This window comes from Streptomyces globosus, assembly GCF_003325375.1.
Taxonomy (GTDB): Bacteria; Actinomycetota; Actinomycetes; order Streptomycetales; family Streptomycetaceae; genus Streptomyces; species Streptomyces globosus_A.
In genome coordinates this window covers 1836463-1850116 of sequence record NZ_CP030862.1, presented here as the reverse complement: position 1 = coordinate 1850116, position 13654 = coordinate 1836463, and the positions used below count along the sequence as shown (strand labels likewise).

The 13654-nt window shown below is 74.6% G+C and carries 12 protein-coding genes; 2 read left to right on the top strand and 10 right to left on the bottom strand.

The annotated features are described in order from the left end of the window. Positions 1-26: 26 nt before the first annotated feature. Complete coding sequence (locus tag C0216_RS08520) at positions 27-1769, bottom strand: ABC transporter substrate-binding protein (RefSeq protein WP_114054680.1); 1743 nt, start codon at positions 1767-1769, stop codon at positions 27-29. Between the two features lie 232 nt (positions 1770-2001). Here C0216_RS08520 and C0216_RS08515 point away from each other — a divergent pair, with 232 nt between their 5' ends. Together C0216_RS08515 and C0216_RS08510 are read left to right on the top strand one after the other, a co-directional pair. Continuing rightward, positions 2002-2682 (top strand): DUF6232 family protein, encoded by a 681-nt coding sequence (locus C0216_RS08515; protein ID WP_281277909.1) that lies wholly within the window; start codon positions 2002-2004, stop codon positions 2680-2682. Further along, positions 2679-3032 carry a hypothetical protein gene (locus tag C0216_RS08510; protein ID WP_114054679.1) on the top strand — a complete coding sequence of 118 codons (354 nt, stop codon included), beginning with the start codon at positions 2679-2681 and terminating at the stop codon, positions 3030-3032. The genes C0216_RS08515 and C0216_RS08510 overlap by 4 nt, the downstream gene beginning before the upstream one ends. 64 nt (positions 3033-3096) lie before the next feature. Here C0216_RS08510 and C0216_RS08505 read toward each other — a convergent pair whose 3' ends face one another. From C0216_RS08505 to C0216_RS08465, 9 genes are all read right to left on the bottom strand, one after another. Next, the gene (locus C0216_RS08505; protein ID WP_114054678.1) at positions 3097-3816 is read right to left on the bottom strand and encodes a GntR family transcriptional regulator; all 720 of its coding nucleotides are present in this window, start codon (positions 3814-3816) and stop codon (positions 3097-3099) included. Positions 3817-3857: 41 nt separating this feature from the next. Next, positions 3858-4811, bottom strand: a complete 954-nt coding sequence (locus C0216_RS08500) for an ornithine cyclodeaminase family protein (protein WP_428985404.1) — start codon at positions 4809-4811, stop codon at positions 3858-3860. Further along, positions 4808-5878, bottom strand: coding sequence for a proline racemase family protein (locus C0216_RS08495; RefSeq protein ID WP_246042396.1), 1071 nt, complete (start codon positions 5876-5878; stop codon positions 4808-4810). The genes C0216_RS08500 and C0216_RS08495 overlap by 4 nt, the downstream gene beginning before the upstream one ends. Beyond that, positions 5875-6879, bottom strand: coding sequence for a proline racemase family protein (locus C0216_RS08490; protein WP_114054677.1), 1005 nt, complete (start codon positions 6877-6879; stop codon positions 5875-5877). Before C0216_RS08490 ends, C0216_RS08495 begins: the two co-directional genes overlap by 4 nt. Before the next feature lie 16 nt (positions 6880-6895). Further along, positions 6896-7825 (bottom strand): dihydrodipicolinate synthase family protein, encoded by a 930-nt coding sequence (locus C0216_RS08485; protein ID WP_114054676.1) that lies wholly within the window; start codon positions 7823-7825, stop codon positions 6896-6898. 136 nt (positions 7826-7961) lie between these two features. Continuing rightward, positions 7962-9449, bottom strand: a complete 1488-nt coding sequence (locus tag C0216_RS08480; protein ID WP_114054675.1) for an NAD(P)/FAD-dependent oxidoreductase — start codon at positions 9447-9449, stop codon at positions 7962-7964. Continuing rightward, positions 9430-9759, bottom strand: coding sequence for a (2Fe-2S)-binding protein (locus C0216_RS08475; RefSeq protein ID WP_174250365.1), 330 nt, complete (start codon positions 9757-9759; stop codon positions 9430-9432). The genes C0216_RS08480 and C0216_RS08475 overlap by 20 nt, the downstream gene beginning before the upstream one ends. Next, complete coding sequence (locus C0216_RS08470; RefSeq protein ID WP_114054674.1) at positions 9756-10925, bottom strand: NAD(P)/FAD-dependent oxidoreductase; 1170 nt, start codon at positions 10923-10925, stop codon at positions 9756-9758. The genes C0216_RS08475 and C0216_RS08470 overlap by 4 nt, the downstream gene beginning before the upstream one ends. A gap of 124 nt (positions 10926-11049) precedes the next feature. Continuing rightward, entirely contained in the window at positions 11050-13500 is a 2451-nt protein-coding gene (locus C0216_RS08465; protein WP_114054673.1) for a collagenase, read from the bottom strand. Positions 13501-13654 lie beyond the last annotated feature (154 nt).

Sequence of the window (13654 nt, the reverse complement as noted above, 5' to 3'; positions counted from 1 at the left end):
TGTCGTGTCTCGGGTGCCGGGGCCGTTCAGCCCTGGCTCTTCGAGGGGTCCTTGAGGCCGACGGTCGCGTAGTCGATGGTGCCGGTCCACACGGGGTGGCCGAAGGCGCCGGCGATGTTGGTGCCGACGAGGAGGGGCTTGCGCTCCAGCAGGACGGGGATGGAGGGCGCCTTCTTCATGATCTCGGCGTCGAGGTCGATCCAGGCCTGGTTGGCCTGCTTGGCGTCGGCCATGGCGTTGATCTCGTCGATGCGCTTCTGGACGGCCTCGTCCCGGAACTGGGCGTAGTTGCCCTGGTTGCCCTTCTCCTTGATGGTGCGGCCGTCGAAGACGAACGGGATCCAGGTGGAGCCGGAGGGGTAGTCGGGGCACCAGCCGGAGAAGGTCATGTCGGGGGTGGTGGAGAGGTCGCCGATGACGTCGTAGTAGGCGCCGGGGTCGACGGTGTCGATGACGACCTGGACGCCGGCGCGGGCCAGGCCCTGCTGGATGGCCTCGGCGGCGCCCTTGTCGCCGGTGGAGACGGAGAGGGAGACCTTCAGGCTCTCCTTGCCGGCGGCCTTGAGGAGCTCCTTGGCCTTGGCCGGGTCGCCGGCCGGGGCGATCTTGAGGGTGTCGGCCTGCTTGCCGCCGGTGAGGGCGGGCGGCAGGTAGGCGGTGGCGATCTCGTTGAGGGCGGGGCCGCCGCCCGCGGTGATGACCGCTTCCTTGTCGAGGGCGTAGTGCATGGCCTCGCGGACCTTCGGGTCGTTGAAGGGGGCGCGGGAGTTGTTCAGGTGCAGCATCGTGGTGCAGCCCTGGGACTCGGCGAGGAGGCGGGACTTGACGTCGGGCTTGGGCAGGACCTTGGGGGCGCTCTCGGGGCGCATGTCGGAGTACTGCACGGCGGAGGCGTCGGCGCCTTCGGAGGCGATGATGCGGTCGTCGATCTGGCCGCCCTTGAGGCCCATGACGACGACGAACCTGTCCGGGTAGGCCTTGCGGACCTGGTCGGTCGCGGGGTCCCAGTGCTCGTTGCGGACGAGGACCAGCTGCTTGTCCCGGTCGTAGGTCTCGATCTTGTACGGGCCGGAGGAGAACGGGCGGGCGTCGTACTGGGTGCCCTTCTCCTGGGACTGCGGTACGGGCGCGAAGGTGGGGAGGGTGGCGGTCGCGGAGAACTCGGCGACGGGGCGCTTCAGTTCGAAGACGATGGTGCGGTCGTCGGGGGTCTTGACGGAGTCGAGGTGCTGCCCCTGGAGCGGACCCTTGTAGTTCTCTCCGCCGGCGAGGTACTGCGCGGCGTAGTCGGGGCCGCCGGTGAGGTCGGGGGCGAAGGACCGCTCGACGTTGTACTTGATGTCCTGGGCCTTGATCGGGGTGCCGTCCTCGTACTTCAGGCCCTCCTTGAGGGTGAAGGTCCAGGTGCGGCCGCCGTTGGAGGGGGTGCCGAGGTCGGTGGCGAGGTCGGGGACGAGCTCGCTGCCGGCCTTGCCGGGCTCGGCCTTGAAGGTGACGAGGGTGCGGTAGATCAGCCGGGTGCCGAAGTCCATCGCCGGCATCGTCCAGTTGCGGGCCGGGTCGAGGTGGGAGAAGTCCTGGTTCGACAGGACGGTGAGGGTGCCGCCCTTGACCGGGGTGCCGCCGAGGATCTTGCCCTCGTTGGCGGCGGCGGGGTTGGCGGCGCCCTTGTCGGCGGAGCCCTTCTTGGGGTCGGAGCATCCCGTCGCGCCGAGTGCGATGGCCGCCACCAGGGCGGTGGCGAGGGCGAGTTGGCTGCGCTTGGTCATGGTCACTCCAGTGAAGGGCCGCGCTCTATGATGTGACCGGTAACATAGTAATGTGAAATTGCACTGACAAGGGATCGGCACCGCCGTTATCCAGCCGTGTCCAAATCCGGTGGTGCGCGGTCCGCTCCGGACCCCCCGCCGACGCGCCACGGGCGGCCGGAAATGCCCTTGCCCGCCCGGCGACGGCGTCGTTGGATGGCCCTTTCGCTCAAGCGGGCTCCCAGGGGGATACATGGAGACGACAGGGTCGGGGGTGCCGTCGCAGCCGCCGGCGCCGCCCAGGCCGACGGGGTCGGCGGCGCAGCCGGGCGGGGTGCCGCCCGTTCCGCAGCGGCCGCCCGGCGCGGCGCCCGCACCCGCCGGGAAGGGCCGGCCGCTCGACCTGACCGTCACACGGCGGCTGCTGTGGGTGGGCGGGGCCGTGTATCCGCTCGCGAATGTCGCGCGGGTCTACACCTTCGTCCTCCGCCCCCGGCGCAAGGAGGCCGTGCTGCAGTGGCTGCGGCGGACGGCGGTCACGCTGCTCGCGGCGCTGGGCTTCACCCTCTTCGGGGCCATTGCCGAGGCCCTGACGCGCGGCGAGAGCGGCTTCGGCGGCGTCCTCCCGTTCGTCTGGATCGCCGCCGTCGCCGCCCTGGTCTGGTTCGCCGCCGACATGCTCGCCGTCGTGACGGCGTCCTCGCACTTCACGCTCGGGGTGGAGACGAACGGCCAGTCGACGGCCCTCGCCACCGGCGCCCCCGCGCAGCTCGAGGAGGCGGTCCACCGGATCGCCTACGCCATCGAGCACCCGGACACGGAGCTGCGGCTGACGGTGGAGCAGCTCTCGATCAGCAACCCGAGCAACTACTACTTCGGCGACACGGTCAACATGTACGGCGGAAACGGCAACGTGGGGATGCGCAGCGCATGAGCGGGGACAGCTACAACTTCGGCAACGTCGTCAACATGCACGGCGGCCAGGGCAACACCGGCATGTCGTTCGGCGGGGGCGCGGCGGCGGGGCCGGCCCTCTCCCCCGCCGCGGAGCGGGCACTGCTTGAACTGCTGCCGCTGGTGCAGGAGTTGCGGACACGGGTGCCGCAGGTGGCCGTGCAGCGGATCGACGAGTCCCTGCCGGCCCTCTCGGCCGACGCCGCCGTCTCGCCCGAGCAGCGGTACAACGCGCTGACCGCGGTCGCGGGCATCGCCGCGACCGTCGGGGCGATCGGGCAGCCCGTGGTCGAGGCGGTCAGCGCGCTGCTCGGGCTGCTCGGCGGCTGAGCCGGCCGAGCCGGGCGGGCCCGGGCCCGGGCCGAACGGGCGGCCGGCCGGGCGGCCGCGGCATTCAGCCGGTGAGGCCGGAGCCGAGGCCGCCCGCCGCGGGGCGGCCCACCGGCTCGTCGCGGCCCTCCGCCCACAGCGAGCGGACGTGGCCCAGGTGGCGCGCCATGCACGCCTCGGCCGCCTCCGCGTCGCCCGCGATCATCAGGTCGAGGAGTTCCAGGTGCTCCTCGGCGGAGGAGACCAGCTTGCCCGCCTCGTCCAGGCCCGTGAGCCCGTAGAGGCGGGAGCGCTTGCGCAGGTCGCCGACGGTCTCGACCAGGCGCTCGTTCCCGGCGAGCCCCAGCAGGGTCAGGTGGAAGCGGCGGTCCGCCTCCAGGTAGCCGATGAGGTTGTGCTCGCGGGCGCTGGTGACGATCTCCTCCGCGATCGGGCGCAGGGCCTCCAGCTGCTCGCGGGCGGCCATCCGGGTGACCCTGCCGACCGTGGGGACCTCGATCATCGTGCGGAGTTCGGTGTACTGGTCCAGGTCGCGTTCGCTGACCTCGGTGATCCTGAAGCCCTTGTTGCGGACCGGCTCGACCAGGCCCTCGCGGGCGAGGTCGAGCATGGCCTCGCGGACGGGGGTGGCGGAGACGCCGAGTTCGGCGGCGAGGCCGGGGGCCGAGTAGACGCTGCCGGGGCGCAGTTCGCCCGCTATCAGAGCCGCTCGGAGCGCGTGGCCGACCTGGTCGCGGAGCCGTTCCTGGGCCTTGATGAGGCTGTGCTGCTTCAGGTCACCCATTGCTTGTCCTCCGAGAGATCGCAGAGGAACAGCGTACAATGTCACGTTTCGCTGTTCTTCCCGGCGGCCGCGTACAGCGCCACCGCCACGGCGAGATCCTCCCAGGCCATGCCCACGCTCTTGAAGAGCTGTGGACAACCCGCCGGGCCCGGCCCCGGCGCCCGCCCCGCGACCAGGTCGGCCAGGGTGGCCGTGATGCAGCCGGGCCCGATCGCCCCCTCCGCCTCCGGAACCAGCAGGTCCCCCGCCTCCCGCAGGGCCGCCGACCGGGCTTCGACGTACACGGCAGAGCGCCGCACCAGCGCCGTGTCCGTCTCGCGGGCGTCCGGCTCGTGCGAGCCGACCGCCACGACCACCGCGCCGGGCGCGACGAGCCGCCCGTCGAAGAGCGGGGTGCGGGCCGTGGTGCAGCACAGCACCAGGTCCGCCCCGGCCACGTCCGCCGCGCTGCCCGTCCGCGCCGGGACGCCCAGTGTGCGGGCGTGCTCCGCAAGGGCCTTCGCGCCCGGACCGCCGGGGTCCCGGCCCACGACGACGGCCTCGGCCAGCTCCCGCACCGCGGCCGCGGCTTCGAGGTGCCCGTACGCCTGCGGGCCCGTCCCGAAGAGCACCAGCCGCAGCGGCCGCCCGGCCGGGGCGAGGTGCCGCAGGGCCAGCGCCGAGACCGCCGGTGTGCGCAGCGCCGTGAGGGCGGCGCCGTCGAGGAGGGCGACCGGGCTGAGGGTGGGCCCGTCGAGGAGGAGGTAGGAGCCGGTGATCCGGGGCAGGCCGCGCGCCGGGTTTCCCGGCGCCACCCCGGCGATCTTCACACCGGCGTACGCCCCCTGCGCGGCCGGCATCAGCAGCAGTTCCCCGCCGCCCGGCACGGCGACCGCGCTGCGCTGCGGGCAGGCCTCCGGGTCGAGCCCCGCGCGCAGGGCGTCGGCCAGGGCGTCGGCCGCCGCGGCGGGCCCGAGCAGCGCGGTGATCTCGGCGGCGCCGATCTGCCGGATCACAGCAGGAAGCCGGCGCCGAGCGCGTCGTGCGGGTCGAGCGTGAAGCGGTGCTCGCCGGTGCGGTACGCGCTGCCGGTGACCTCGGTGACCAGGCCGTCCGGAGCCTCCCCGGGCGCGGCGGCCGCGGGGGCGATCCGGCCGGTGAACACCGTCCCGGCCACCGACTCGTGCAGCAGGGAGTCCTCCGGTCCGAGGCGGCCGTCCTCGGCGAGGAGGGCGAGCCGCGCGGACGTGCCGGATCCGCAGGGCGAGCGGTCCACCTGTCCGTCGGCGAAGACGGTGACGTTGCGCTGGTGCGGGCCGAAGGGGGTGTCGGGGAGCTCCTCGTGGAAGATCACCCCGTAGACGCCGGAGAGCAGCGGCCCGTCCGGGTGCCAGGTGGCGGGGTGCGCGGCGAGCGCGGTGCGGATCTCGCGGCCGGCGCGCACCAGGTCCCCGAGCGAGGCCCGGGAGACGTCCAGGCCGAGGTCGCGCGCCCGGACGGAGGCGTAGCAGGCGCCGGCGTGGGCGATGTCGGCCTCGGCGAGGCCGAGGCTGGTGGCGACGGGGACCTTCCGGGCGCCCACCCGGGCCGCGACGTTGCGGAAGGTGACGCCGGTGGTGCGGCCGCCGCTGCGGTGGACGGTGGCGGCGACCCGGCCCGACGGCACGTCGATCCGCACCGGGACGTCGCCCTCGTCGGGGGCGGGCACCCGGCCGGTGTCCACGGCCCAGGCGCCCAGCGCCATGGTGCCGTGGCCGCAGGCCGTGGAGTAGCCGTCCTTGTGCCAGAAGAGGACGCCGAAGTGGGCGCCGTCGTCGTCCGGGGGCACGACGAACCCGCCGTACATCCCGGCGTGGCCGCGCGGCTCCTGCACGAGCAGGCGCCGTACGGAGTCCAGCGCGCCGGGCCTCGGCGCGGTGCCGGAGCCGCCGGGGCCGATCGCGGTGGCGCAGCGCTCGGCGACGGTGTCGCCGGGGGCGGGCGGGAGGCCGGGGTCGGCGGTGTCGACGATCCGGAACGGCTCTCCGGCCGCGTGGTAGTCGGCGGTGCGCACCTCAGGCGCGGCGGGGTCGTCGGCGGTCACAGGAGGAACCCTCCGGGGAAGGGGTCGGACGGGTCGAGGAAGTACTGGGCGGTGCCGGTGATCCAGGCCCGCCCGGTGACGGCGGGCACGACGGCCTCGTACCCGCCGACGGTGGTGCGGCCGACGAGCCGGCCGGTGAACTCGGTGCCGATGAAGGACTCGTTCACGAAGTCGGCGCCGAGGCCGAGGAGGCCGCGGGCGTGCAGCTGGGCCATGCGCGCGCTGGTGCCCGTACCGCAGGGCGAGCGGTCGAACCAGCCGGGGTGGATGGCCATGGCGTGCCGGGAGCGGCGGGCGTCGGAGCCGGGGGCCGCGAGGTAGACGTGCTTGACGCCGGCGATGGCGGGGTCCTCGGGGTGGACGGGCCGGTCGGCGGAGGCGTTGACCGCGTCCATGACGGCGAGTCCGGCGGCGAGCAGGTCGTCCTTGCGGGCGCGGTCGAAGGGGAGGCCGAGGGCGTCGAGTTCGACGAAGGCGTAGAAGTTGCCGCCGTAGGCGAGGTCGTAGGTGACGGTGCCGTATCCGGGGACGTCGGCCTTGAGGTCGAGGCCGGCGCAGAAGGCGGGGACGTTGGTGAGGGTGACGGCGGTGGCCGCCCCGTCCTCGACGCGGACGTCGACGGAGACCAGTCCGGCGGGGGTGTCGAGGCGGACGGTGGTGACCGGCTCGACCGCCGGCACCATGCCCGTCTCGACGAGGACGGTGGCGACCCCGATGGTGCCGTGCCCGCACATGGGCAGCAGGCCCGACACCTCGATGTAGAGGACGCCGAAGTCGGCGTCGGGGCGGGTGGGGGGCTGCAGGATCGCGCCGCTCATCGCGGAGTGGCCGCGCGGCTCGTACATGAGCAGGGTGCGGACGTGGTCCATGTGCTCGATGAAGTGGAGCCGTTTCTCGGCCATGGTGGCGCCGGGGATCACCCCGACGCCCCCGGTGACGACCCGGGTCGGCATGCCCTCGGTGTGCGAGTCCACCGCGTGGTAGATGTGGCGCGTGCGCATGGGTTCCCCCGGTTGGCTAGTTGAGTCCCTCGGCGAGGGCCTTCTCGGTCGCGGCGCGGACGGCCGCCTCGGTCTCCCCGGTCAGCGGGAAGCGGGGCGGGCGGGTGGCGCCGCCCGGGCGGCCGGCGAGGTCCATGGAGAGCTTGATGGCCTGCACGAACTCCGTCTTGGAGTCCCAGCGCAGCAGCGAGTGCAGGGACTTGTAGAGCGGCAGCGCGGTGTCCAGGTCGCCGGCGACGGCCGCCCGGTAGAGGGTCGCGCAGGCGGCGGGCAGCGCGTTGGGGTAGCCGGCGATCCAGCCGACGGCGCCGGCGAGGGCGAGTTCGAGCAGGACGTCGTCGGCGCCGATCAGGAGGTCCAGGCCGGGGGCGAGTTCGGCGATCTCGTAGGCGCGGCGGACGTCGCCGCTGAACTCCTTGACGGCGACGATGCTGCCGTCGGCGTGCAGCCGGGCCAGCAGGGCGGGCGTGAGGTCGACCTTGGTGTCGATCGGGTTGTTGTACGCGACGACGGGCAGGCCGGCGCGGGCCACCTCGGCGTAGTGGGAGCGGACGGCGGACTCGTCGGCGCGGAAGGCGTTGGGCGGCAGCAGCAGGACGGAGCCGGCGCCGGCCTCGGCGGCCTGCTCGGCCCAGCGGCGGGCCTCGGCGCTGCCGTAGGCGGCGACGCCGGGCATGACGCGGCTGCCGTCGCCGGCGGCCTCGACGGCGGTGCGCACGACGCGGGCCCGCTCCTCGTCGGTGAGGGTCTGGTACTCGCCGAGGGAGCCGTTGGGGACGACGCCGTCGCAGCCGTTGGCGATGAGCCACGCGACGTGGTCGGCGTAGGCGTCGTAGTCGACGGAGAGGTCCTCGCGCATGGGCAGCGCGGTGGCGACCATGATGCCGTGCCAGGGGCGGGTGCGCGGGTCGGCGGCGGTGGGCGCGGGGGTGTGCGCGTCGGTCATGAGAAAGCTCCCTCGTGTGGTGTGTGACATTTTACTAGTGGGTTGAACTCGGCCACAAGACTCCGGACGGGCCGGGGCAAGAGGGGGGCGCAGGGGGCCGGGGCCCCCGCCGCCCGCGGACGCAAGCCGTCGGCCGTCAGCCGTCGGCGGGCGGCAGGCCGGCGAGCAGGCGCAGCGGCACCGGGCAGGACAGCGGCCGCCGGTCGGGCGCCTGCTCCTCGCCGGCCAGGGCGGCGACGGCCGGTCCGCACATCCGGCCCTGGCACCAGCCCATTCCGGCGCGGGTGAGCAGTTTGGCGGTACGGGCGTCCCGGGCTCCGAGGTCGGAGACGGCCTCCCGGATCCGCCCCGCCGGCACCTCCTCGCACCGGCACACGTCGGTGTCGTCCCGCAGCCATCCGGTCCAGCCCTCACCGGGCCGGTGGACCCGGCCCATCGCGTCGGCGAAGGCCCGCAGCCGCGCGCGGCGGCGCACCAGGGCCGCCGGGACGGGACGGCCGGCGACGGCGTGGGCCGCGATCTCCCCCTCGACCAGCGCCGGCTCCGCGCCGGCGATGCCCCCGGTCTCGCCGGCGGACCAGATGCCGGGTACGGAGGTCCGCTGGAGGGCGTCGAGGTCGAGCGCGGCGGTGCCGTCGGCGGCGCGGCGGGTGGCGCAGCCGAGGCCGGTGGCCAGCTCCAGCTGCGGGACCAGGCCGTGCCCGACGGCCACGGCGTCGCAGGGGATGCGGCGGGCGGTGCCGGGCAGCGGCCGCCAGTCCGCGTCCAGGCGGGCCACGGTGACGGCCTCCACCCGGTCGGTGCCGTGCGCCTCGGTCACCGCGTGCCGGGTGAGCAGCCGCACGCCGTGGCGGAGCAGGGCCCCGCCGTACACGGCGCCCTCCGCGAGCTTGGCGGGGTTGCGCAGCAGGGCGGGCAGGGCGGGCGCGTACCCGGTGTAGGCGGCGGCCTCGACGACGGCGGGCACCCGCGCCCCGGCGGAGGCGAGGGATCCGGCGACGGCGAGCAGCAGCGGCCCGCTCCCGGCGACGACGACACGCCGGCCGGGCAGAACGAGGCCGGCCTTGAGCATGGCCTGCGCGCCGCCGGCGCCGACGACGCCGGGCAGGGTCCAGCCGGGGAAGGGCAGTTGGCGCTCGTAGGAGCCGGTGGCCAGGAGCACGGCGCGGGCGGGTACGGCCACCGCGCGCTCCTCGGGTCCGGCGACGGCGTGCAGCACCCAGGCGGCCGGGGCCCGGCGGGCGGCCCCGGCGGGAGCGGTGTCCTGCGGTGCGTCCCGGCGGACCACGGTCCAGACATGGTGGCCGGGCAGGTACGTGACGCGGCCGGAGGCGGTGTGGGCGCGCAGGGCCCGCTCGCGGGCGGCAAACGCGGCCCATCCGTGGTGGAGGGCCTCGGGCCGCTCCGCGCCCAGCTGCGGGGCGGGGTGCCGGTAGAACTGCCCGCCGGGCCGCTCCCCCGCGTCGAGCAGGGTGACGCGCAGGCCGAGCCGGGCGGCGGTGACGGCCGCGGCGAGGCCGGCCGGGCCGGCGCCGACGACGGCGAGGTCGGCGGGGGCCGCGTCCGGGCGGCCGGCGGCGGCCGGGGCGCCGGGTCCGGGGAGGTCAGACGGCGAGGTCGGCACGGCCGGTCCCTTCCTGGGTGGTGACGGCGTCCCCGGGGCGGGCGGGGACCAGGCAGGCGCGCTGGTTGGGGCGGCCGTTGACGGTGACGAGGCAGTCGTAGCAGCTGCCGATCCCGCAGAACGCGCCGCGCGGGGCGCCGCCCTGCCGGGTGGTGCGCCAGGCGAGGATGCCGGCGCCCCACAGCACGGCGGCGATGCTCTGCCCCGCGTGGGCGGTCAGCTCGCGCCCGTCGAAGCGCAGGGTGTACGTCGCGTCCGGGCGCCCGCCGACGAGGTCGCGCGGGGACCGGCGGTGCGAGGGGTCGGTCATCGGCCGGTCTCCTTCGGCTGCGCCGCGGGCTCCGGGAAGCGGTCCGGGCGGAAGGGGTGGAGCGGGAGCGGGGGTTCGGCGCCGGTGAGGGCGGCGGCGACGAGCACCCCGGTGGCGGGGGCCAGGCCGATGCCGGCGCCCTCGTGCCCGCAGGCGTGGACCAGTCCGGGGACCCGGGGGTCGGGCCCGATCGCGGGGAGGTGGTCGGGGAGGTAGGGGCGGAAGCCGTGGTAGGCGCGCAGGATGCGGGCGTCAGCGAGGGCCGGGAAGAGGGCGGCGGCCTGGCCGGCGAGGCGGCGCAGGGCCTCCGGGGACAGCGACCGGTCGAAGCCGACGCGCTCCCGGGTCGCCCCGATCAGCACCGGCCCGGCCGGGGTGCCCTCGACGACCGCCGAGGACTGCAGGGCCGCGGAGCCGCTCGCGACGTCCGCGATGTAGTCGGCGGCGTACACCTTGTGCCGTACGACCCGGGGCAGCGGCTCGGTGACGAGGACGAAGCCGCGCCGCGGCAGGACCGGCAGGGAGGTGCCGGCGAGTTCCGCGATGCGGCCGCCCCAGGTGCCGGCGGCGTTGACGACGGCGGGGGCGGCGAGTTCGCGTCGCGCGGTGCGCACCCCGCGGACGGCGCCGCCGGCCGTGACGACCTCGACGGCCTCCTCGCCGAGGTGGAGTTCGGCGCCGGAGGCGGCGAGCAGGCGGGCGGCCGCCTGCGCGGGCTGGACCTGGGCGTCCTGGGGGTAGAGGAAGCCGCCCGCCCGGCCGGGTGCCAGGTGCGGCTCCAGTTCGCGCAGCTCGGCCGGGTCGGCCTCGACGGCCTCCACACCGGCGGCGCGCTGCCCCTCGGCGAAGGCGCGCAGGGCCTTCAGCGCGGCCTCGTCGGGGGCGATGACGAGCCCGCCCTTGGGCTCGTACTCCAGCTCTTCGGGGAGGGCGGCGGCCAGGTCCCGCCAGAGGCCTGCGGACAGCAGGGCGAGGTCGAGCTCGGGGCCGGCCTCCTTGTCGGAGACGAGGAGGTTCCCCTCGCCCGCTCCGGTCGTCCCGCCGGCGACGGGGCCGCGGTCGACGACGGCGGCGCGGAGGCCGGCGCGTGCGGCGTAGTAGGCGCACGCTGCTCCGACGACGCCGGCTCCGATGATCACGACGTCCAGGGGATGTCTCTTGGGCACGGCAGTAATATGTCACATTCTTTAGCGGCTGCCCAGAGCGTGCAGCAGCGGGACGGTCCGGCGGCCGGCCCTCCCCCCGCTCCGGGGTCTCCCGGAGTGCAGGGCCGGCCGCCGGCGGCACGGGTCAGCTGCGCAGCGGGCCCTCGCAGCTGTACGGGGAGGTGCCGGCCGTGCGGTTGTCCCAGATCTCCACCGGGCCGAAGGAGCAGTTCATGTCGGCCAGGTTGTTGGACGCCGCGCCGGCCCGGTCGAGGATGAAGTAGTCGACCGTCTCCGACATGTCCTTGAAGTTCTGGTCGTCGCTGCGCCAGTTCTTCAGGTTCGCGGTGATCCGGCCGGTGCAGGTGAACCGCCGCTTGCCGGGGTCGCCGTTCTCGACGCAGTCCGGCGTGTTGTACGTGGCCGCGGCGAACGAGGACTTCACCGAGGCGAGCGCGGAGTCGCGCAGCTGCTCGTTCGGCGTGTAGGTCGTGTTGGGGACGAAGAGCTGGTCCACCTTGGCGATCTGCGTGTCCAGGAAGCGGTCGTAGTCGCGCTGGAGGTAGCTGTCCGAGCCGAGGCGGTGGCGCCAGGCGTCGTACTTCGCCACGTCGTTGTTGCGCAGGTGGGTGTACATCTCGCGCAGCAGGGACGGCTTCTCGGTCCACAGGAACTCGAAGAACGTGCCGGCGTAGCTGTAGAAGCGGAAGCCGTCGCCGTCGTACGTCGCGTTGAGGATCTGCTCGACGCTCATGCGGGGGCCGCCGCCCGCCGTGTCGCTGATGATGCTCTTGACGAGCGACTTGCGCACGGCGATGCCGTCGGAGCGGGTGGCCCCGTCGAAGAACTCGGCCGTGCCCTCGTCCATGGCGGTGGTGCGGTCGCCCTCGTACCAGGGGCCCTGGCCGAAGAAGCCGTGCACGGCGAAGCGGCCGTTGAGGTAGTGCACGTACTCGTGGCGGAAGAGCTCTTCCAGGGTCAGGCTGGAGTCCTGCGGGACGCGGCGCTGGTAGGTGTAGAAGGTGGCGCCGTTCTCGATGTAGATGCCGCCGTTGTTCGTGTCGTACCCGGTCAGGATCGGGTGGTAGTTCACGTAGTCGGCGCGCGAGGCGTACAGCACGATGTTGAGGGTGCTGTTCGGGTCGCCGGCGAGCGGCTGCTCGGTGCCGATCACCCGGTGGTACTGCGCCTTGACCTGCTTGCTCGCGTAGTAGAGCTGGTCGACGGTGGCCCGGTCGAGGGCGGTGCGGACCTTGATGGCGCCGTTGTCGTAGGTGAAGGTGTTCGGGAAGAGCTGCTTCTCGATGTCCTCCTTGCAGACGCCGTACGGCTTGCACGCCTCGTAGAAGTTGAGCCAGGAGACGACCTTCGCCCACTGCTCGCTGCCGTCGCCGAAGGTGGCGCGGGCCGTCGGGAGGAGCGCGCCGAGGTCGGCCACGACCCGGTCCTTGAGAGAGGGGACCTGGCCGAAGCGGCCGTACTCGCCGAGCGCGTCGCGGGCGACCCAGGCGTTCGCGGTGCCCTTGAGGTGGCCGTAGCCGGCGAACGCCTTGAACAGGTCGCGGTAGGCCGGGTCGGCGGCCACCGCCGCGTGGAAGGCGGCGTCCTGGTTGCCCGGGTAGACGCCGAGGTAGTTCACCGAGAGCGCGGCCAGGGCGGCACCCGCCCAGTGCGGGTCGTGGTGGGTGGCCGGGTGGCCCGGGTCCATCGTGGCCAGGACCTTCTTGATCAGGCCGAGCTGGTGGTGGCGCAGGCCGGGAGCACTGCCGGCATAGAGGGCCTCGCGCAGGGTGCGGGCGTTGGAGGCGGTGGTGTCGAAGGTGCGGGCGGCGGCGCCGAAGTCGGCGATGGCGCGGCGCATGGCCTCGACGGTCGGCGCGTCGGTGACGTCGATCTCGGAGCGCGAGTAGTCGTGGTAGGCGACCGCGTGCAGGTAGGTGAACATCTCCTCCAGGTGGGAGGAGTTCTTGCCGTCGTGCGCCGCGGCCAGGGCGGATATGCGCCGGGAGACGGCCTGGACATGGGCGTCGGACATGACCGGGGCCAGGCGGGCGTCCCAGGTCCAGATGATGCTGCGCAGGCAGCCGTCGGCCGTGACGGCCTCGTCGGCGAGGAAGTCGGCGAACTGCTCCGGGGACAGCCCCGTCACGCCGTCGAGGGTGCAGGGGACGCCGGCAGCGAGGGTGCGGCCGGTCGCGGGGGCCGCCGCGGCGGCCTTGCGGCTCTTCTCTGCGCGCTCGGAGGCCGGCGCGGCCGCCGTCGGGGCTCCCGGGGTGCGGCCCTGGGCGGCCTGGGCTGCTGCGGCGTCCGCGGCGGAACGGGCGGCCTGGCCGCCCGGGGTGCGCCCGGCGCCCGGCGCGACGGCGGAAGCGGGGGCCGCCTCCTTCGGCGAGGCGAGGCGGTCGACCTCGTCGAACGGGTTTCCGCCGCGGGCCCCGGCGGGTGCGGGAGCGGCAGGGGCGGCGGCTGCGCCCTGCGCCGGGGCGGGGACCGCGGTCTCGGCGGCCACCGTCACGGCCTGGCCCGCCGTGGCGAGGAGCGTCACCGCGACCGCGGTGGAGAGGAGGGAGGAACGCACAGCTCTGTGCTGGGACACCAAGGACTCCTGGAAGGGGAGGTGGGGGACATGGCGGACACGGCGCGGGGGTGCTGCGTGGGACGTGCCGGACGAGCGGTCGTGCGTGAACTGCCCTGCGCCACACGGCGTTTGACGGGGATTAACGCGCCGCGGTGTGAGCTGTAACATAGTA